The sequence below is a fragment of the Microbulbifer sp. genome, from assembly GCF_036563125.1.
Classification (GTDB): domain Bacteria; phylum Pseudomonadota; class Gammaproteobacteria; order Pseudomonadales; family Cellvibrionaceae; genus Microbulbifer.
This window is the reverse complement of the sequence record NZ_DATCMV010000186.1, coordinates 1-20,035: the sequence shown is the minus strand read 5'-3', so window position 1 is coordinate 20,035 and position 20,035 is coordinate 1. Positions and strand designations below refer to the sequence as shown.

General features: G+C 58.6%; 18 protein-coding genes. 9 read left to right on the top strand and 9 right to left on the bottom strand.

The features are described 5' to 3' along the window. The coding region (locus VIL80_RS15935) for an AMP-binding protein (protein WP_332037077.1) at positions 1–956 on the bottom strand (956 nt) is incomplete at its 3' end. Positions 957–1,212: 256 nt separating this feature from the next. Between VIL80_RS15935 and VIL80_RS15930 the strand changes: the two genes are divergently transcribed. The 3 genes from VIL80_RS15930 (at position 1,213) to VIL80_RS15920 (ending at position 4,670) form a co-directional block, all read left to right on the top strand. After that, entirely contained in the window at positions 1,213–2,547 is a 1,335-nt protein-coding gene (locus VIL80_RS15930) for a DcaP family trimeric outer membrane transporter (protein ID WP_332037076.1), read from the top strand. 83 nt (positions 2,548–2,630) lie between these two features. Then, entirely contained in the window at positions 2,631–2,966 is a 336-nt protein-coding gene (locus VIL80_RS15925; protein ID WP_349257179.1) for a DUF4212 domain-containing protein, read from the top strand. 3 nt (positions 2,967–2,969) lie between these two features. After that, positions 2,970–4,670 (top strand): sodium:solute symporter family protein, encoded by a 1,701-nt coding sequence (locus tag VIL80_RS15920; RefSeq protein WP_332037075.1) that lies wholly within the window; start codon positions 2,970–2,972, stop codon positions 4,668–4,670. 111 nt (positions 4,671–4,781) lie between these two features. Here VIL80_RS15920 and VIL80_RS15915 read toward each other — a convergent pair whose 3' ends face one another. The 3 genes from VIL80_RS15915 to VIL80_RS15905 all read right to left on the bottom strand — a co-directional run bounded on the left by VIL80_RS15915 (position 4,782) and on the right by VIL80_RS15905 (position 10,072). Further along, entirely contained in the window at positions 4,782–5,324 is a 543-nt protein-coding gene (locus VIL80_RS15915; RefSeq protein ID WP_332037074.1) for a GNAT family N-acetyltransferase, read from the bottom strand. Positions 5,325–5,430: 106 nt separating this feature from the next. Then, entirely contained in the window at positions 5,431–7,809 is a 2,379-nt protein-coding gene (locus VIL80_RS15910; RefSeq protein WP_332037073.1) for an autotransporter outer membrane beta-barrel domain-containing protein, read from the bottom strand. A gap of 277 nt (positions 7,810–8,086) precedes the next feature. Continuing rightward, positions 8,087–10,072, bottom strand: a complete 1,986-nt coding sequence (locus VIL80_RS15905) for a BCCT family transporter (RefSeq protein ID WP_332037072.1) — start codon at positions 10,070–10,072, stop codon at positions 8,087–8,089. Between the two features lie 148 nt (positions 10,073–10,220). On the opposite strand from VIL80_RS15905, the gene arfB reads away from it, so the two are divergent. The 4 genes from arfB to VIL80_RS15885 all read left to right on the top strand — a co-directional run bounded on the left by arfB (position 10,221) and on the right by VIL80_RS15885 (position 14,495). Then, on the top strand, positions 10,221–10,637 hold the full coding sequence (arfB, locus tag VIL80_RS15900) for an alternative ribosome rescue aminoacyl-tRNA hydrolase ArfB (RefSeq protein ID WP_332037071.1): 417 nt from the start codon (positions 10,221–10,223) through the stop codon (positions 10,635–10,637). Positions 10,638–10,669: 32 nt separating this feature from the next. Next, positions 10,670–11,722, top strand: coding sequence for an Ldh family oxidoreductase (locus VIL80_RS15895; protein ID WP_332037070.1), 1,053 nt, complete (start codon positions 10,670–10,672; stop codon positions 11,720–11,722). Between the two features lie 113 nt (positions 11,723–11,835). Further along, positions 11,836–13,290 (top strand): amidase, encoded by a 1,455-nt coding sequence (locus VIL80_RS15890; protein WP_332037069.1) that lies wholly within the window; start codon positions 11,836–11,838, stop codon positions 13,288–13,290. Then, positions 13,287–14,495 carry a pyridoxal phosphate-dependent aminotransferase gene (locus VIL80_RS15885; RefSeq protein ID WP_332037068.1) on the top strand — a complete coding sequence of 403 codons (1,209 nt, stop codon included), beginning with the start codon at positions 13,287–13,289 and terminating at the stop codon, positions 14,493–14,495. The genes VIL80_RS15890 and VIL80_RS15885 overlap by 4 nt, the downstream gene beginning before the upstream one ends. Before the next feature lie 37 nt (positions 14,496–14,532). Here the strand turns inward: VIL80_RS15885 and VIL80_RS15880 are convergent, their stop codons facing one another. Next, positions 14,533–15,552, bottom strand: a complete 1,020-nt coding sequence (locus VIL80_RS15880; RefSeq protein ID WP_332037067.1) for an AraC family transcriptional regulator — start codon at positions 15,550–15,552, stop codon at positions 14,533–14,535. 162 nt (positions 15,553–15,714) lie between these two features. Here VIL80_RS15880 and VIL80_RS15875 point away from each other — a divergent pair, with 162 nt between their 5' ends. Further along, positions 15,715–17,217 carry a flavin-containing monooxygenase gene (locus tag VIL80_RS15875; protein WP_332037066.1) on the top strand — a complete coding sequence of 501 codons (1,503 nt, stop codon included), beginning with the start codon at positions 15,715–15,717 and terminating at the stop codon, positions 17,215–17,217. A 20-nt stretch (positions 17,218–17,237) separates the two neighbouring features. Further along, entirely contained in the window at positions 17,238–18,032 is a 795-nt protein-coding gene (locus VIL80_RS15870; RefSeq protein WP_332037065.1) for an alpha/beta hydrolase, read from the top strand. Between the two features lie 80 nt (positions 18,033–18,112). Here the strand turns inward: VIL80_RS15870 and VIL80_RS15865 are convergent, their stop codons facing one another. The 4 genes from VIL80_RS15865 to VIL80_RS16760 form a co-directional block, all read right to left on the bottom strand. Continuing rightward, positions 18,113–18,463 (bottom strand): YciI family protein, encoded by a 351-nt coding sequence (locus tag VIL80_RS15865; RefSeq protein ID WP_332037064.1) that lies wholly within the window; start codon positions 18,461–18,463, stop codon positions 18,113–18,115. Between the two features lie 48 nt (positions 18,464–18,511). After that, the gene (locus VIL80_RS15860; RefSeq protein ID WP_332037063.1) at positions 18,512–18,895 is read right to left on the bottom strand and encodes a YciI family protein; all 384 of its coding nucleotides are present in this window, start codon (positions 18,893–18,895) and stop codon (positions 18,512–18,514) included. Further along, positions 18,896–19,729 carry a YciI family protein gene (locus VIL80_RS15855; RefSeq protein WP_332037062.1) on the bottom strand — a complete coding sequence of 278 codons (834 nt, stop codon included), beginning with the start codon at positions 19,727–19,729 and terminating at the stop codon, positions 18,896–18,898. Positions 19,730–19,875: 146 nt separating this feature from the next. Then, positions 19,876–20,025 (bottom strand): tetratricopeptide repeat protein, encoded by a 150-nt coding sequence (locus VIL80_RS16760; RefSeq protein WP_349257180.1) that lies wholly within the window; start codon positions 20,023–20,025, stop codon positions 19,876–19,878. Positions 20,026–20,035 lie beyond the last annotated feature (10 nt).

Here is a 20,035-nt window from a genome sequence, read left to right as displayed (position 1 = left end):
TAAAGGATGTAGCTGTGGCCGGTAATCCAGCCGATATCCGCGGCGCACCAGTAGCGTTCGCCGCGGCGGTAGTCGAACACGTATTCGTGGGTCAGTGAGGCGTAGGTGATGTAACCGCCACTGGTGTGCAGTACGCCTTTCGGTTTGCCGGTGGAGCCGGAGGTGTAGAGGATAAACAGCGGGTCTTCCGCTCCCATCACCTCTGCCGGGCAATCGTAACTCTGCGCTGCCACCAGTTCCGCGTAGTCGCGGTCGATGGCCGGGTTCCAGTCAGTGGAATCGTCGGTGTAGTTGAACACCACCACGTTTTCCACGGTGGTTTCCTTGCACAGGGCCACCGCCTTGTCGACGTTCTGCTTCAGCGGCACCGAGCGACCGCCGCGGCGGCCGGCGTTGGCGGTGATCAGGGTGCGGGACTGGCCGTCGTCCATGCGCCCGGCGAGCGCTTCCGGGGAGAAGCCGGCAAATACCACCGAGTGCACGGCGCCGATGCGGGCACAGGCGAGCATGGCGACCGCTGCTTCCGGCACCATCGGCATGTAGATGGTCACCACATCGCCTTTTTTCACCCCGAGGCTTTTCAGGCCGTTGGCAAAGCGGCAGACGTCCCGGTGCAGTTCGCGGTAGCTGATCTCGCGGGAAGTACCGGGCTCGTCACCCACCCACAGGATGGCGGTATCGTCACCGTGTTTTTCCAGGTGACGGTCCAGGCAGTTGGCGGCCACATTCAGCTTGCCGTCGGCGAACCAGCGGATGTGCAGGTCGTCCTTGGCGAAAGAGACATCCTTCACTTGGGTAAACGGCTCGATCCAGTCGATGCGCTGGGCCTGTGCACGCCAGAAAGCATCCGGATCCTGGATAGAGCGGTTGTACATTTCGATGTAGCCGTCTTCATTCAGCAGCGAATGGGCGGCGTAGCTTGCGGGTACGGGATAGATATCTGATTTACTGGTCACGGGTCGGCCTCTCATCAGTGCAAATTCTTATGCTGTGCATTCTGGCACCGGGACTGTGAGAGTTCGTATTAGACAAAAGTCGAAAGGCGGTGGAATAGGAGGACGGGTACTATCTCAGCGTACCAGTTGGGCACTTAGACATTGGTCGAAATTGACTGCCAATTTAGACCAATGGTTAATACCAGAGTGCTCCGCGAAGTTGTTTGCTTGGATCTGCTCACTCCAAACCCAACAAACAACGGCAAGGACAACGGCTATGTCAGTAAAAATAATAAAAAGCAAACTGGCCGGCGCGGTGGCGCTGGCAGCGATGGTGAATGGTCTGCCCGCACTGGCTGTGGCGGAGACCGAACAGATGACCGCAGAGCAGTTGCAGCAGCGCATTGCCGAGCTGCAGGCACAGGTGGATCAACTCGCCGCAAACCAGGCTTCCAGCGATAAGCCGGTGGTGGAAAACCCGGAGCCCCCCAAAACCACGACCTTCGGCAATACCAGTATCCAGATCGGCGGCTACGTCAAACTGGACAGTATCTTCAGTGATTACTCCGATGGCAGTTCCGCAACCGCGGCGCTCGGGGAAGATTTCCTGGTGCCATCCACCATTCCCATCGGCGGTGAAAGCGGTGATGTGCATTACAACGCCCATGCCAAATCCACCCGCCTGTTTTTCAAATCCTCCACCGAGGCGGGCGCCGGCAGCGTGGATACCCATATCGAGATCGATGCCATGGCGGGCAACCAGGGCGACGAGCGCATTAGTAACTCCTATGCCCAGCGCCTGCGCCACGCCTATGTGAACTGGAAAATGGACGATAACCGCAGCCTGCTGGCGGGCCAGGCCTGGTCCACCTTTTTCAATGTGGGCACACTGCCGGAAGGCCTGGATTTCGTTGGCCCTGTGGGCACGGTTTTCGAGCGGCAACCACAGATTCGCTACACCCAGGGGCTCGGCAGTGGCAGTCTGCAGCTGGCCGCGGAAAACCCGGCGACCACGCTCTACAACGGCGCCGAGAATCCCTACGACGACAACAGTCGCCCCGATCTGATCCTGCGTTACGACAACAGCCTTGGTGAGCTCAAATATTCCATTGCCTCCATGAGCCGCGAGCTGGCCTACGATCGCGTGGATGGCAGTAATGAATCCGAGCAGGGCTATGCGATCAGCCTGGCGGGTAAGTGGCAACTGGGGCGCGACGACCTGCGCTTTATGTATAGCTACGGCAATGCGCTGGGTCGTTACCTCGGTTTGAACAGCTACCGCGGTGGCATTATTGATCCGGTAAGCGGCGATATCGAACTGATCGATCAGCACGGTGGGTTTATCGCCCTGCGGCATTTCTGGAGCGACCGCTGGCGCAGCAACCTGGTGCTCTCCGCTACTGCGGCGGACAACCCGGATACGGTGTCCGACATGACGCCGTCTGCGTACCAGAGCTTGCAGCTCAACCTGATGTATTCACCGATACCCAAAATGACGCTGGGTGGCGAATATATTCTCGCCAGCAAGGAAGTGGAAAACGTGAGTGGATTACTGGCGGACGATGAAGGGGAGCTTCAGCGGATGCAGTTTTCCGTACAGTACGTATTCTGATGTTTCCGGGGGCGGGGCGCTCCCGGCACAGATAGGTGCAAGTTCGATTCCGATGATCTAACAATAAATGTGGAGCGAAGACGATGAGTTTTGAGAATAAACAGAAGGCCAGTGATTACTGGCGAGAGAACCTGAAGCTGATGTTCAGCTTGCTGGTGGTGTGGTTTGTGGTTTCGTTCGGCTGCGGCATATTGTTTGTCGACGAGCTGAACCAGATCCGCATGGGCGGTTTCAAGCTCGGATTCTGGTTTGCCCAGCAGGGCGCCATCTATGTATTCCTCGCGCTGATTTTTGTCTACGTGTACAAAATGAATCAGCTGGATCGCAAATACGGTGTGTACGAGGACGATGAGTCCGCAGAGCAGGCCGATGTCGCCGCGGCAGAACCCAAAGCGCAACAACTGCAGGGAGGTCACTGAGCCATGGACGTACAGAGCCTTACTTTCCTGATTGTCGGTGGAACATTCGTTCTCTATATCGCCATCGCCCTGTGGGCGAGAGCCGGCTCCACCAATGACTTTTACGTGGCCGGTGGCGGTGTGCACCCGGTGGCCAACGGTATGGCGACCGCAGCGGACTGGATGTCGGCGGCCTCGTTTATTTCCATGGCCGGCCTGATTTCCTTCATGGGTTACGACGGTGCCGTGTACCTGCTGGGCTGGACCGGTGGCTACGTGCTGCTGGCGCTGTGCCTTGCCCCCTACCTGCGTAAATTCGGCAAATTTACCGTGCCGGACTTTATCGGTGACCGCTACTACTCCCAGGCCGCGCGCACGGTGGCAGTGATCTGTGCCATCTTTGTGTGCTTTACCTATGTGGCCGGGCAGATGCGCGGTGTGGGTGTGGTGTTCTCCCGCTTCCTGGAAGTGGACATCACCACCGGCGTCATCATCGGCATGGGCGTGGTGTTCTTCTACGCAGTGCTCGGCGGAATGAAGGGCATCACCTACACCCAGGTGGCGCAGTACTGCGTGCTGATCTTTGCCTACATGGTGCCGGCGATCTTCATCTCCATCATGATGACCGGCCACGTGTTCCCGCAGTTGGGCTTTGGTGCAACCCTGTCAGACGGCACCTATCTGCTGGACAAACTTGACGGCCTTTCCACCGAGCTTGGGTTTGCGGAGTACACCTCGGGTACGAAAAGTACCATTGATGTGTTCTTCATCACCGCCGCGCTGATGGTGGGTACCGCGGGTCTGCCGCACGTGATCGTGCGCTTCTTCACCGTGCCGAAAGTGCGCGATGCGCGCAAGTCTGCCGGTTGGGCGCTGCTGTTTATCGCGCTGCTATATACCACTGCACCGGCCATCGCCACCTTCGCACGGGTGAACATGATCGACACCATCAACGGCACCGACGGCCAGGGTACGCCACATGCGGAAGCGCCAAGCTGGGTTACCAACTGGGAAGAGACCGGCCTGATCAAGTGGGAAGACAAGAATGCCGATGGCAACATGTACTACTCCGGTGATGAGCGCAACGAGATGACTGTCGACCGCGACATCATGGTGCTGGCAAACCCGGAAATTGCCAACCTGCCGGCATGGGTGATTGCACTGGTCGCAGCCGGTGGTGTGGCTGCCGCACTGTCCACGTCTGCGGGGCTGCTGCTGGTGATTTCGACTTCGATTTCCCACGATTTGCTGAAGCGCAACCTGATGCCGAATATTAGCGAGAAAAAGGAACTGTTGTATGCCCGTTCGGCGGCGGCGGTGGCCATCTGTATCGCTGGCTACCTGGGAATCAACCCGCCGGGCTTTGTGGCGCAGGTGGTGGCGTTCGCCTTCGGGCTCGCGGCCTCGTCCTTCTTCCCGGCGATCATCATGGGGATTTTCTCCAAGCGCATGAACAAGGAAGGGGCGATCGCCGGTATGTTGTCGGGCATCCTGTTTACCGCGGCCTATATCGTGTACTTCAAGTTCATCAATCCCGCGGCCAATACCCCGGATAACTGGTGGTTTGGTGTATCGCCGGAAGGCATCGGTACCCTAGGGATGATCATCAACTTCGCAGTCGCCATCGCCGTGGCGAAAGTGACCCGTGAAGCGCCTAACGATGTTCAGGAAATGGTGGAAAGTATCCGCTTCCCTCGCGGTGCCGGCCAGGCCAGCGCACACTGATCGCGGCTGAATAAGGAATAAAAAAGCGAGCTTCGGCTCGCTTTTTTATTTTCTGCTCGGTACAAAAAGCGGGTCTTCAAGCCCGCCTTGTAGCAGCCATTGATTGGCTTGTCAGCGGCAGCACGACGAGGTTTTGTTACGACCCGCATCCCATCCCATCAAAATCAAATTCTCGGTGCCGCCGGGAAGTCTGATCATCCTTTCCCGTCTGAGGCCGAGTCGCTCCAGCAGTCCGATAGAGGCGCGGTTGTCCGGTGAGGCAATGGCGACGATACGGGTGAGGCCGAGTACAGATTCCCCCCAATTCATCACCGCCTGCGCCGCCTCCAGCGCATAACCCCGACCGCGGTATTCGGGCAGGAAGGCGAAACCGATATCCACATCGTCGAGCCCGTCCCGCTTCAACAGCCCGCACTGGCCGATGGGGGTGCCGTCTTGCAACTCTACCCGATACATCCCGTATCCGCGGTCGCGGTACATGGCGATGGGGCCGCGCTGGTTATAGCCGCGGGCATCTTCCAGTGTGCGCACACCGCGGTCACCGATGTAGCGATGGAAGTCGGGGTCGTTCAACAGTGCCAGGGTGAAATGTGCATCGTCGTCACTGTCCGTGAGTTGGCGCAGTTGCAGGCGTTCGGTGCTCAACAGGTACATGGGAATATCCAGAAAATCAGTCGGCGCCAGAATGACAGAAATTTGCGGACGACAAAAGAAAACGCCCTCGTTTGAGGGCGTTTTCACCAAGGGCGACTGAAAAAAATCAGAAGCGATAGCTGACGCTGATGGAGCCGTGCTCGGTGGTCGGGCGAGCGGTGAGGTTGGCACTGATGGCGATGGCTTCCGCCGCCTGCCAGCGCAGACCGAGCAGGGCACCGGCACCACTTTCAAACAGGCCGACGTCCTTGCTGGCGTAGCTCGGCATCGCATTCATATTGCCAGCCATGGACTTGATCCCCACTTCCACCGAGTCGTTTTCGGTGCCGGTAGTGTCCTCGTACCACAGCTGGCCATAGACGCTGATGCTGTCCCAGTTTTTGTCGGCAAAGGCACCCAAACGCATGGTGGTATAGCGACGCTCCTGATCGCCAAACTGCATACCCAGGGGGTCCTGCTCGACGCCGCCGGCATCGGTGTAGGTGAAGCCCGCGAGCGCATTTTCGGTATAACCGTCCACATCGGCAGTCACCTGGCTAACAGCGGCGAAGGGACCGTAGTGGGCATCGCCCTTGGACATGTTGACGCCGCCCATCAGATCCAGGGTCAGGCTTTTACCGCTGGTGCTGGCCTCCAGGGTGTCATTGAACTGTCCGCCGAGGGCGATATGGCGACCGATGTGATCGTAATCCATATCGGTGACGGTGGCGCTGGCATCCACGAAAAACTCGTTGTAATAGAAGCGGCCGAACAGGCTGTAATTGATCGCGCTGGAGTCGACGTCGCTCTGGTTGTTTTCCAGTGCCGCATCCGAGCGACTGACAGCAAAGCCCAGCTCGGTATTGCTGCGCAGCGCCAGGCTGGCGCCGATCAGGGCAGCAGTCTGGTCACCGCTGGCACTGGCAGCGAAGCTGTTGTCGTAGTCGCTGTTGCCGAATACCCCGGTGACAAACACCCCGGTTTGCGCGGGACGATAGCGGGCGCTGGCCAGATTCTCTTCCAGTGCTGTGACATGGCTGCGCGCCGCCTGCACGCCCATATCCGGCAATTGCCCGGCTACCTGCGCGGCGTTGACCACGCTGGTGTAGTAGTCGGCAAGCATTTCTTGCGCGGCCTGGGTCGGGTGTACCGCATCGTTGAAAATCAGCCGGTCCGCATCTGGGGCGGAGCCGTTCTTGCCATAAACCGGGTGCTCGATACAGCTGCCACTGCCGTCGTAGCAGAACTGGGTCTGCTCGGTTTGCCCGTCAAAACCCAGCGCGGCAGCGTTGGCGATGGATACCTGCAGTATGCCGTTCTGGTCGACCAGCAGAACCCCGTCGATATTCTTGGCGTCGGCGATCAGGGTGCTGTTGAAAAGGTTAACCCCGGCACTGGCCTGCGCCAGAGTGGCGTCGATGGCGGCGCTCAGCTGGGCGTTGGCCTGCTCCTGGGTGATCAGGCCGGCGGCCACTGCATCGGCCAACTGCGCCGCTTGCGGACTGTTGATAACCGCCTGGCTTACCGCGGCGTACATGCCGGGAGTTTTGCCGATATCGGGAACGTTGGAAACCAGAATGTAATTGGCGCCGGCATCGGCGAGTGCCTGTGCGCTGTCAGCGAGCATATTCGCCGCGATACCGACGCGAGCGCCAAACTGCTCCGCGGTGATGGCGCCACCGAGTGTCGCGCTGAAGCCGCTCAACAGGTCATTGCCGCCGCCATTTACCCAGTAGAGTGCCTTGCCGTCGGCGCGGCCACTGCTGGCCTCGAGATAGCCGAGGCCAAGGGGGTGCGGGTTACCGGTTATGCCGGAGTCGGCCACAATGGCGCCGGGCGCCGCGTCGATCTGTGCCTGCAGCCCATCGGCCTGGGCAGTCAGAGCTGCGGCAGTAGCTGTATCACCCGCGGCTTCCGCCTGTGCCGCACCGGCGCGAAGCTGGGCTACCACGGTTGGGCCCTGCAGCAGCAGGCCGAGCAGATTCAGGTCGGCGTATAGCCCAGTGCTGGTATCGCGGGTAGGGTCTGGGAGCAGTGCACTGGCAAAGTTGTGCGCGCTCACGTCGAGCGTGAGGCCATTCTGCTGCAGATACTTCATATAGCTTTCGGTGCCGAGAATATTCAGCAACACATCCGCGGCGCGGTGGCCGCCTACGGCCCAGCCACCGCCGACATTCGACAGGGATGCCTGCACCTGGGCCTGGGCGGCGGCGAGCATTTCAGCTTCCGGCAGGCTCGGATCCACATCCGGCAGGCACAGGTACATACCGGCGCAGGAGGGGGTTACCGGCCCCAGCCCCAGTTGCTGCGACAGCAGGCTGATGGCGGCCTGCTTGTTATCACCGCTGGTGAAGATGCCGGCGTTGCCCACGTCGGTCAGGCTGTCGCCAAAGGCGATTACCTGCGAAAACGGCGATTCATCGGCAGAGACTGCGGTGCTGGCGAAACTGGAAGAAAGAGTGAGGCAGGCGATAGCCGCCGCGAGGCGGTGTTGCTTGATTGGCATGAAGTTTTCCTCTCAACAGCACTCAGACCTCGGATTCCGGCAGGCGGAACGTCGGGTTCAGGCGCTCATCGTTATTTTTTTAAAGTCGTTTTCGAGATTTTTATTGTTGTCGTTTCCGGCCGATGCCGCGGGTCAGAAACTGCTCGATAGTAACCAAGCACAATGGCTATGACTAGCAGTTCATTTACAGTCGAGGCCAGTTTGTGTGACTGGATGGTTTTGGGAACGGCGCTCTCTGCGACTCGCCGCCACAGGCGTTGGCAGTCTCGCAAGCACATCAGCGCACGGTGTGCAGAAACTGCAAATGACGTTCGTACTGGGCGAGAATGTCGGTGAGTAACTGCTCTCGCGTCCATCCCATTACGTCGTAGTCCTGGCCTCCCTCTGACAGATAGACCTCCGCGCGGAAATATTTCTCGGGGTCGCCATCGTCGATGTCATCGTCCAGCGCCTCATCCCGCGGTGCGGCGTCCGGTTTCAGATGTGCCTTGGGGTGAAGACCGTAGAGAAAATCCACTTCCTCACCGTGGAAAACCTCCAGGTAAACGTAATGGTTCTTGCCGTGGACGACGCGGGCGGAAAAGCCGTTCTTTTCCAGTTCACTGGCGAATTCATGCAGTGCCGGCTCACCGGTTTCCTGTACATAATCCTGGACTTCTACCAGCGAGGGTAACTTCAGCAGATTTTTCAGCCGCCGCTGCCAGGACACCGGGTTATGCGCGCTGATCGGGGCGACCACGGCGTTTTGGGAGTCGCGTTTCGCCGTTTCTGTGCGCAGTGCCCGCAGCAGCCCGTAAATGGCCGCAAGCAGAATAATGGAGAAGGGCAGGGCGCTGGCGATGGTGGCGGTCTGCAGCGAGCTGAGCCCGCCAGCCAGCAGCAATGCAATGGCGACCGCGCCGATGATTCCCGCCCAGAAAATGCGCTGCCACAGCGGGGTATCGTCACGGCCGTGGGAAGACAGCATGTTGACCACCATGGCTCCGGAGTCTGCGGAAGTCACAAAGAACACGATGACCATGATCACGGCGAGCAGTGAAAATACCCCGGAGAAGGGGAACTGTTCGAGGAACTGGAACAGTGCGAGTGACTGGTCCTTGCTGACCACTTCACCCAGTGAGGTCAGTCCTTCATCCAGAATCATGTGAATCGCGGAGTTACCAAATATCGTCATCCACAGCAGGGTAACCATGGCCGGCACCAGCATTGCGCCGATCACAAACTCACGGATGGTACGGCCGCGGGAAATGCGCGCGATAAACAGCCCCACAAACGGCGACCAGGACATCCACCAGCCCCAGTAGAGAATTGTCCACCCCCCCAGCCAGTCGGTAGGCGCGTAGGCGTAGAGGTTGAATGTGCGGCTGATAAGCACCGAGACATAGCTGCCGAAGTTCTGCACGAAGGTCTGCAGCAGGTACACGGTACTGCCGAGCAGCAGCACCATAAGCAGCAGCAGGGCGGCGAGGACCATATTCAGCTGCGACAGCCGCTTGATCCCGGTATCGAGCCCCGCGACTACCGAGATGGTGGCAAGCAGGGTGGTGATGACGATCAATACTACCTGCACGGTCGGATTGACCGGCAAACCGAACAGGTGATTGAGGCCTGAGTTGATCTGCAGTACGCCATAACCCAGTGTGGTGGCCACGCCGCACACGGTGCCGAGAATGGCGAACACGTCGACGGCATGACCGACGGGACCATAGATCCGGTCACCAATAACCGGATACAGCGCGGAGCGCAATGTGAGCGGCAGTTTGTGGCGATAACTGAAATAGGCGAGGATGAGCGCCACGATGGCGTAGATCGCCCAGGCGTGGAAACCCCAGTGGAAAAAGGTCAATACCATGGCATCGCGTGCCGCTTCGACGGTACCGGTTTCTCCCACTGGCGGATTCAGGTAATGCATCACCGGTTCCGCGACACCGAAAAACAGCAGGCCAATACCCATGCCGGCAGAGAACAGCATGGCGAACCAGCTGGTGAAGTCGTAATCCGGTTTGGAGTGTTCCGGCCCGAGCTTGATGTCGCCGAACCTGGAGATGGAGATGCCGATGACGCTGAGCAGAATCAGCGCAACCACCAACACGTAGTACCAGCTCAGGTTCTGCACGATAAAGTTCTGCACGCCCTTGAATCGCGCCGTCGCATCCTCAGAATAAAATACCGCATAGGCGACCACCAGGACGAGCACGGCGGTTGCCGTGTAAAACACCGGAGGATTGAAATGGGCCTTTTGGGTGGTCAATGGTTTATCCATGGCGCGGATATCCCCTGGGGTATGCAAGCTTGTCGCTTTCGCGATTCGGTGGCATCGTCCGCCGCCACAGCAGAGAAACGACGACGAATTCATTGAGCATAGTTGATCGAGCACGTTAGTCTTTGCGCGAATATACAGAGTATTTTTAATGTTGATTGTTTCTAACCATATTCGCCTGCCCGATACGGAAATCGAGCTCAGCGCAGTGCGTGCCCAGGGCGCCGGCGGGCAGAATGTCAACAAGGTGTCCAGCGCGATCCACCTGCGGTTTGATGTGATGGCCTCGAGCCTGCCGGAGGAAATCAAGACGCGTGTGCTAGCTTTGCGTGACCAGCGGATTTCCTCCGATGGCATCGTGGTGATCAAGGCGCAGCGCTTTCGCACCCAGGAAAAAAATCGCGAGGATGCGCTGGCTCGTTTGCGGGAACTAATTGCCAGCGTACTGAAAACGCCGAAAAAACGCGTGGCCACCAAACCGACCAAAGGCTCGCGCGAACGCCGCCTACAGCACAAGTCGCGCCGTGGGCAGGTAAAAACCATGCGCGGAAAAGTGACCGATCACTGAATCGACCTACAAAAAATTAATGAGGAGTTAGCATGTCCCAGCGCTATAGCGCCGAAGACCTCAAGCAGTTTGCCAGTGCCCTGTTTGCTTCCACCGGACTTGACGCTACGCGCGCGGACATTATGGCGGATACGTTTCTGCAGGCGGACCTGCTGGGGTTTACCACGCACGGATTGCACCGGGTAACCACCAACCTGCAGTGGCTGCAGTCCGGCGCGTCACGGCTGCACGGCGAGCCAAGCGTGCTGGCTGATCGCGGTAACTGTTTCAACTGGGATGCGGAATTCCTGCCGGGTCCCTGGGTGGTACATCGCGCGATTGACCAGGCGCTGGCGCGGGTACGCGAGCATGGCGTGGTGACCGCTACCATTCGCCGCAGCCAGCATATCGCTTGCCTCGCGGCCTATCTGCCGAAAATTGTCGAGCACAATTGTGTGGGTATTCTGACCTGTTCGACCCCGGCGGAACACACGGTATCGCCCCAGGGCAGTAAAACCCCGCTGTTTTCCGCCAACCCCATTGCGTTCTGTGCGCCCACCGCAGATTTTCCGCTGTTATTCGATATCAGCATGTCGGTAACCGCCGGCGGCTATGTGTCCCGCGCTGCGCGCGAGGGCAAAAAGCTGCCCGGTCAGTACCTAAAAGATCGGGACGGACATCTCTCTGACGAACCCAAGGCCTTTGCCGATGGAGGCAGCATTTTGCCGGTGGGTGGTGCCGATCACGGTTACAAGGGCGCGGCACTCTCCGCCATGCTAGAGGTGCTGTCGATGGCGCTGTCCGGCTACGGTCGTGCGGACGATGTGAGTGAAGACGATGAAGCGAACTCGGTTTTCCTGCAAATTATTGACCCCGCGGCTTTCGGCAGTGAACGGAATTTTTTGCGGCAGACCACAGCGCTACTGCAGTTGTGGGAGCAGTGTGAGAGCGATAGTGATGACCCGCTGCGTGTTCCAGGCAAGCGCGCCTGGCATCTGAGAAAGACACAGCTGGAATCGGGCGTTGCACTGTATCCCTCAATCATTGACGACTTGAAAAAGCTCGCGGAAAAAGCCGGCATTTCAATGCCCGAAGCAATTTCTTGATGGAAAAATGCCATCGGGGCGGGTTGTTCTACCCGCATTTTACGAATTCGGCGCGAAATGGGTCTAGGCTAGGGGAAAAGCTAATTACGAGATAAACAGGGAGGGTTGCGCGCGTGAACGACCTGCTTCGCAAATCCGCACAGGAACTGCTGCTGGGCTATCGGGAAAAATCCATTTCACCGGTAGAGACCGCACAGGCGATGCTGGACCAAATTAAACGCTGCAATCCCGTGGTGAATGCTTTCAATCTGGTTGACGAAGAAATCACACTGCAGTGCGCGCGCGAATCTGAACAACGCTACCAGTCGGGCAACCCGCTTGGGTTGCTCGACGGTGTTCCCGTCGCCATCAAGGATGTTTTTCTTACACCGCAGTGGCCCACCATCAAGGGCTCGCGCACCATCGACCCGAAATCCACGCTCGGCAAGGAAGCGCCCTGTGTGGCGGCACTTCGCCGCAATGGTGCGGTGCCGCTGGGCAAAACCACCACACCGGAATTTGGCTGGAAGGGCGTAACCGATAATCCCGTGGATGGCGTTACGCGCAACCCCTGGAACCCGGAGAAAACCTCTGGAGGTTCCAGTGGTGGCAGTGCCGCGGCGGTGCCACTCGGGATGGGACCGCTGGCACTGGGTACCGATGCCGGTGGTTCGATCCGCATTCCCGCGGGATTCTGCGGGTTGGTGGGTTTGAAACCGAGTTTCGGCGAAGTGCCGCATTGGCCTGCGAGTCCCTTCGGCACCCTCGCGCACGCGGGTCCGATGACCTGGACAGTGGTGGACTGCGCGCTGATGATGAATGTGCTCAGCGAAGCGGACAGCCGCGATACCAATGCCATTCCCCGCCGGAATATCGATTATCTCGCGGAGATCCACGGCGATCCTGCTGATTTGCTGCGCGGGGTACACATCGCATTCAGTGTCACCCTCGGCTATGTGGACGTCGACAAAGAAGTCGAGGCTGCTTTGCGCGCGGCTGCAGAGGTGTTGGCGTCGCTGGGTGCGGAAATTACCGAAGTGGCGCCGGGTTTTGATGATCCCATTGCGAGTTTTGGCCACCTGTTCTACAGCGGTGCTGCCAACGCATTGCGGGGTATCGGCAACAAGCAGCGCGCACTTATGGATCCACAACTGGTGGCCGTTTCGGAAAAAGCTGCGCAACTTTCCATGCTGGATTATCTGGATGCCGTGAATGAACGCATGGCGTTGTGCGAGCGTATGGCGGCTTTCCACAACAAATACGATCTGCTGCTGACGCCGACACTGCCGATCACCGCCTTCAAGGCGGGGCGCGAGGTGCCGGAAGACTGGCCCAGCACCCGCTGGCCGTCGTGGACGCCATTTACCTATCCCTTCAACCTGACCGGGCAACCGGCAATCTCCGTGCCCTGCGGATTTGATGCCGCAGGCCTGCCCATTGGGCTGCAGTTTGTGGCCGCGCGCTTCAACGATGCCGCAGTGCTGCGTGCGGCACAGGCCTACCAGCTGGCGGCACCGCTCACGGATAAACGCCCGGATCTGTTTTTTGAGAATGCCTGGCAAAATACCAGCGCCAAGGTGCACTCGTGAGCCGGCTGGATTTCGATTTTTACGAGTCGGAAGATCCGGTGTGGAATCCCGCGCTGCTCACGATTCCGGTGCCGGGCATTCGCAAGATGGTGAATCTCGCGGCCACCATGAGTGATGTGATACACCTGTCCATCGGCCAGCCGGATGCGCCGACACCGCCACATGTGGTGCAGGCAGCGGTGGATGCGTTAAATGCGGGGCAAACCGGCTACACCATGGATGCAGGGTTGCCAGAATTGCTGGACGCGCTGGCGGAGTATTACGGCGAGCGCTCGGGGCGCGCGCTGACTTCGGAAAATATCCTGATCACCACCGGCGCCACCGAGGCCATTTATCTCGCGCTGACAGCGGTCTCTGCGCCAGGGCGGGAATTTATTGTGCCCGACCCTTCCTTCATGCTATATGCGCCGCTGATTCGGATGAATGGCGGCACCGTGAAGTCTATTCCGACCCATGCGGAAAACCATCACCAACTGGACCCGCAGGAAGTTATCGATGCGATCGACAGTAACACCCACGCGATCATCCTGAATTCCCCCAGCAATCCCACCGGTACCGTGTATCCCCGGGAAACCGTGGAAGCCATCGTGCAGGAAGCCGCGTATCGCGGGATTTATGTGATCAGCGACGAAGTCTACGATCACCTGATCTACGATGAGCGCGGTTATCACAATTACGCCAGCGTGTTGTCCTGCTGTTCCGATCTCGACCATGTGATGGTGATCAGCAGTTTCTCCAAAACCTTCAGCATGGCAGGTATGCGTATTGGTTGGCTGATCGCGAGCCAGGGCGCCATCCGCAAGTTGCGCCGCTACCACATGTTCACCACCACCGTGGCCAATACTCCCTGTCAGTGGGCGGGGGTGGCGGCACTCCAAGGCGACCGCAGTTTTATTGCCGACGTGGTGGAAACCTACCGGAAGCGACGCAATCGCCTGGTGGAGCTGGTGGATCAGACGCTGTTTCTGGAAGGTTATGTGCCCGACGGAGCCTTCTATATGTTCCCTGCATTGCCGGAGGGGGTAAATGGCAACAATGTTGCCCTGAGAATGTTGCGGGAGACCGGTGTATGCACCATTGCCGGTGATACCTTTGGCGAGAGCAGCCGCAATGCGCTGCGCTTCAGCTATGCCACATCCATTGAAAATATCGAGCGCGCGTTTGCGCGGATAATTCCGTGGATGGCGAAACAGGATTTTGCCTGAGCCTGGCTATTTTGCGACGGCGCCCTGTGGGAAATAGCTATTTCGTCTTCGACATCTGTGCGCGCAGCTCCCGCGGCGTAGCGCCAAACCAGTCGCGACAGGCTCTGTTCAGTGCGGATTGTTCGGAATAGCCGAGCAGCCCGGCGATCTGGCTGAGCTTCAGGTTCGGTTCCATTAAATAATCACGGGCCAGCTTCTGTCTTTCCCGACTGAGCAGCTGCTCAAACGTGATCTTTTCTTTGGCGAGCTTTCGCTGCAGGGTGCGCTTGTGCATCGACAGGGACGAGGCGACCGCATCACTGCTGCACTGGCCTGTGGGTAGCAGGCTTATGATCAGGCGAACCACATCTTCTGCAAGGGTATTCGCATTGGGTGCCTTTTGGGCATTCAGGTAGTGCTCCGCCAGCTGCCGGGCCTGATGGTCAACGCTTGCCAGCGGGATGGCGTAAACGGATTCCGGCAGATGAAAGCCATACCAGCTCTGATTGAAGTGCACCGGGCACCTGAATACTTCCCGGTAGGCCTGTTCGTTGCCCACACACGGGTGCATAAAAAAAATGCCCAGTGGCACCAGTTGTTCGCCGCACAGCAATTTCATCACCTGCATGGCATTGGCCAGGCCCAGCTCGTAGGCCTGAACACAGGGGCCTAATTCTTCGTCATCAATACGGTAGTCAAATTTGATCGCCCGCTGCTGCTCGAATTCGCCAAGCGTCGGGTTCAGGGCGAGGGCCGAGCAGTGCAGGTGGAGATAGCGGGCAATATTGTCGACCGCCGTGCCTACGGTGGCGGAACTGCGCGCGATCACGGAAATGGGGCCGAGGATATCCAGCCCCTGGTATTCCGCGAGCTCCAGGCCGAACTCCGGGTAATCCAGTGCGGCGGCGGTGTCCTCCAGCAGCGCGACCATATCCTTGAACATCAGGAACGATTGGTCATCCCGTTGCTCCGCCGGCACTATGCGGTGTCGGGCCAGCAACGGCAGTGGATTACCGCCCCGGATTCTAACCAGCTCATCGTATCCCCACAGGTTTGTCGCCCGGATCAGGCTGCGCATGTGATCTCCACGGGTGGTTATTCGCCGGCCTCTGGTGAATAGGCGTCTGAGAACCTTAGTCGCGATTAGTCAAAAATATGTCGCGATCTGTCAATAATGTCAAACGGGGATGGTTAAATATCAATCTTCCAGGTCATCAATAGATATAAAAAAGAGGCCAACATGACAGCGATACACCATGAGATCATCATCATCGGCGCCGGGCTTTCCGGCATAGGTACGGCCTGCCACATTGCGGCGGAGTACCCGGACAAAAGCATTGCCATTCTCGAACGCCGGGAAAAAATGGGCGGAACCTGGGATCTGTTCCGTTACCCCGGTATTCGCTCGGACTCGGATATGGCGAGTTTCGGGTTCAATTTCAAACCCTGGTATTCCGACAAGGTTCTGGCCAAGGGCAAGGAAATCCGCAATTACGTGTTGGAAACAGCGCGGGAGTTCGGGCTCGAAGACAAGGTGCGCTACGGCCTGAAAATTGTCAGCGCGGACTGGTCCGATTCCAGGCAGCTCTGGACCGTAACGGCGTTGCACGAGGCCTCTGGCGAAACCAAGACCTTTACCTGTAATTTCCTGGTGAACTGCGCGGGCTATTACAACTTCGATCAGGGCTATCGCCCCCATTTCGAAGGCGAGGAATCTTTCAAGGGCGACATCGTTCACCCGCAGCACTGGCCGGAAAACTTCGACTACACCGGCAAGAAAGTTGTGGTGATCGGCAGTGGTGCCACCGCCATCACCGTGGTGCCGGCGATGGCGGAGAAGGCGGCCAAGGTCACCATGCTGCAACGCTCGCCCAGTTACATCATGGCGGTACCGGACACGGATAAGGTGTCCATATTCCTGAACAAATTCCTGCCCAAACGCTGGGTGTTCAAACTGACCCGGCGGCGCAACGTGCTGCTGCAGCGCGGACTGTATCTGGCGTGCCAGCGTTGGCCGAACGCCATGCGTAAACTGCTGTTGTCCCATGTGCGCAAGCGGGTTGGACCGGACTTCGACATGCGCCATTTCTCGCCGAATTACAAACCTTGGGAGCAGCGCCTGTGTGCGGCGCCGGACGGGGATTTCTTTGACGTACTTCGCTCCGGCAAGGCCGATATCGCGACCGATCATATCGACCACTTCTGTGAAGACGGCATAGTGCTGAAATCCGGCGAGAAGCTGGAGGCGGATGCGATCGTGACGGCGACCGGCCTGGATGTGCAGCTGATGGGTGATCTCCAAATCAAGCTGAACGGTGACGTGGTCGATCTGCCGGGAAAAATGACCTACAAAGGCATCCTGATCCAGGATATCCCCAATTACCTGTGGATTTTTGGTTACACCAATGCGCCCTGGACCCTGAAAAGCGATATCGGTGGCCGCTACCTCTGTCGTCTGCTGGCGCATATGCAGAATGGCGGATTCTCTTCGGCGCGGCCGGTGGATGACGATAACAGTGCGAGCGGCAACGGTATGCTGGATGGCTTCGCGCCGGGCTACATGACCCGTGCCAAGGACCGCATGCCACGCCAGGGGCGAGATGGCCCGTGGAAAGTGACCATGCACTACGGCAAGGACAAAAAAATGCTCACCGAGGACCCGGTCGACGATGGCGTGCTGCAGTTTGAAACTGCAGTGGTTGCCAGCGACGCACAGGAACCCGAATTCAACGCCGTGGCATAAATATTCGAGGTAATGGTGTTGTGAATACCGGTGAAAATTTCAAGCCGCCAGTGCTGCTGATCCACGGCATGTGGGGCACCGCGGTGGCGATGACGGAAGTGAAGGCGGCCTTCGAGGAGCAGGGCTATAAGGTGGAGGCGCTGACATTGCCTTTCCATCAGGCCAAGCCGACGTACGACAAGGCCGCCAAGGCCCGCTTGGCTCGCGCCAGCCTGCAGGATTACGTGGACTTTATCATCGCGCGCATGCGCTCGTATGAAGTGGCGCCAATACTGGTGGGGCATTCCATGGGGGGGTTGCTGGCGCAACTGGTGGCCGAGCGGGCGCCCTGTGAAAAAGTGATACTGCTGTCATCGGCAGCCCCGGGCGGAATCAACGGCTGGAGCTGGTCGATGATCCGCACCCTCGGGCGCAACCTGCTGTTATTTCCGTTGTGGCGGCGTGTCACGCAGTTGCGTCTGGGCAATGTCCGCTACGGTATTGCCAATACGCAGAGTACCGCCACCCAGCAGCAGATCTTGCAGCTGTCCACCTATGAATCGGGGATGGCCACCTTCCAGATCGGTATCGGCGGCCTGTTCCCCGATGGTTTTTCCCGGGTCAATGCGGATGCCGTGCGCTGCCCGGTACTGGTCATTGGCGGCAGTGAAGATCGCATTACGCCGATGAAAATCCAGCAGCGCATTGCGGCCATGTATGGGCAAAGAGCGCAGCTGGTGGAAATACCCGGCACCTGTCACTGGACGGTGGGGGGATCTAACTTTCCGAAAATTCGTTCGGCAGTATTTGGCTGGCTGGAGAACCGCGCGATTTAGCCTTGTCTGGTCGGATAGCCCGCGTGCAGCGATCCATGCTGCTGCGGGCAGATCATACGGTTCTTTGGTATTACTCGGCATTACATCGTGGGAATCGGCATGCACTCCATCAGTTCCACGCTGTCGCCCGGGAAAATGCTGAAGTGCGGATGCCCTTCAAATAGCTTTGCCGCGGCTTCGTGAGACTCCGCCTTGATGATCGTGTATCCGGTCATGTTGTTGCGGACGTCGCTAATACCGGTGGGATCAATACGCTTGGTCTTGCCCAGTGGGCCGCCGGATTCGACGAGAATGTCGCTGTGCTTTTCCATCCAGCCATGCCAGGCAACCATGCCTTCCTGCATGCGCTGTTGTTTCTCTTCGTCGGACAGATGTTTCCACTTCTCCATGCTGTCCGGAGTGCCTATATAAATCGCCATAAAGTTTTTCATACGTTTCTCCTTGTGTCGTTTACGTCCAGTGAGGCGCGGTAAATACGCTCAGCCGGCATTGCCACCGGCCTGATTGCCTTCCGCCAGCAGCTCGCGCGCCGGGCGGACTTCCACTGAGCCGTAGCGGGCAGGGGGGATCTTGCCGGCCAGTGCAATGGCCTCATTGAGATCCCTGGCTTCGAGCATGTAGAAACCGGCGAGCTGTTCCTTGGTTTCCGCAAACGGACCATCGGTGATGGCGACACGGTTGTCGCGCACCCGCACCGTGGTCGCGCTGCTGGTTGGCAACAGCGGGCTGCCGGTAATGTAGTGGCCGTTGGCGGTCAGGCGTGCGACACACTCCGTGCACTCCCGATTGAGCACATCCCATTCCTGCTGTGAAAGACGCTCCATGATTTTCTCGTCGTAATAGACCAGGGCAAGGTATTTCATTTACTGTCCCTCCGGAGTATCGGTATTGACCATCCAGGAAATGCCGAAGCGGTCCGTCACCATGCCGAATCCCTTCGACCAGAAGGTTTCAGTAAATGGCATATTGATGGCGCCGCCATCGGCGAGGCCGGTGAACGCGGCGCGGGCGCGCTCGGTGTCCGCGAAACTGACCTGCACGCTAAAGCCTTGGGGCTTCTGGTAGCGGTCGGGCGGCACGTCGCAACCCATCAGCTTCAGTTTGCCGACGGTGATACAGGCGTGGATGATTTTGTCCTGCCACTCCGCGCCGATATCGCCCGCCATGGGGGAATTGCCGAAGGTCATCATCATCTGGATTTCGCCCCCCAGCGTATCGGCGTAGAAATTCATGGCCTCGGCGCACTCGCCATTGAAATTCAGGTGCGCGCAGATACTGGCGGGCTGGCGCTGCAGGCGCGTGTCCAAATTCCTATGTACTTCCAGGCCCTCACCTTCGACAAAATCTTCCATGGTGAACAGCTGGCGCAGTTCCAGTGAAACGTTGCCGTCGCCATCACAGGTGGGCCACTGCTTCACGCGCTCGATGGCTTCGGCTTTCGATTCGGCCTCGAACAGGGTGAAGCCCGCCAGCAATTCGTTGGTCTCGGTAAACGGGCCATCGGTCACCACCGGCACGCCGTCATGGAAATTGATACGGGCGCCGTAGTGGCTCGGTTTCAGACCCATGCCATCCACAAACACGCCGTCTTTTACCATCTGCTCGTTGTAGTGCCCCATTGCCGCCAGTTGCGCCTGGGTGGGCATGACTTCCGCTTCGGTGTTGGCATCGGCTTTGCGCATAATCATGAACTTCATGGTGACGGTCTCCTTGGTTGTTGCCACGTGCTCGGTTCATTAGCTCGCTTTAATAGGTCGCTTCATTAGATAGTCGAACGGGACGGCTGGAATTCGACAGCGGGATGAAAAATTTTTTATTTTTTTAAGTTGGGGTGTCCAGCAGGTCAGCCGGCATCCAGTTCCGCCAGGCGACGGGCGAGAAAACGCTGTTCCGGTCCCTGCTGGGCGAGTTCCAGGGCGCGTTGATAGGCGGTACGCGCTTCCTCAACACGCCCCAGGCGCCGGCACAGGTCGGCGCGGGCGGCGTGGGCCAGGTGATAGTCG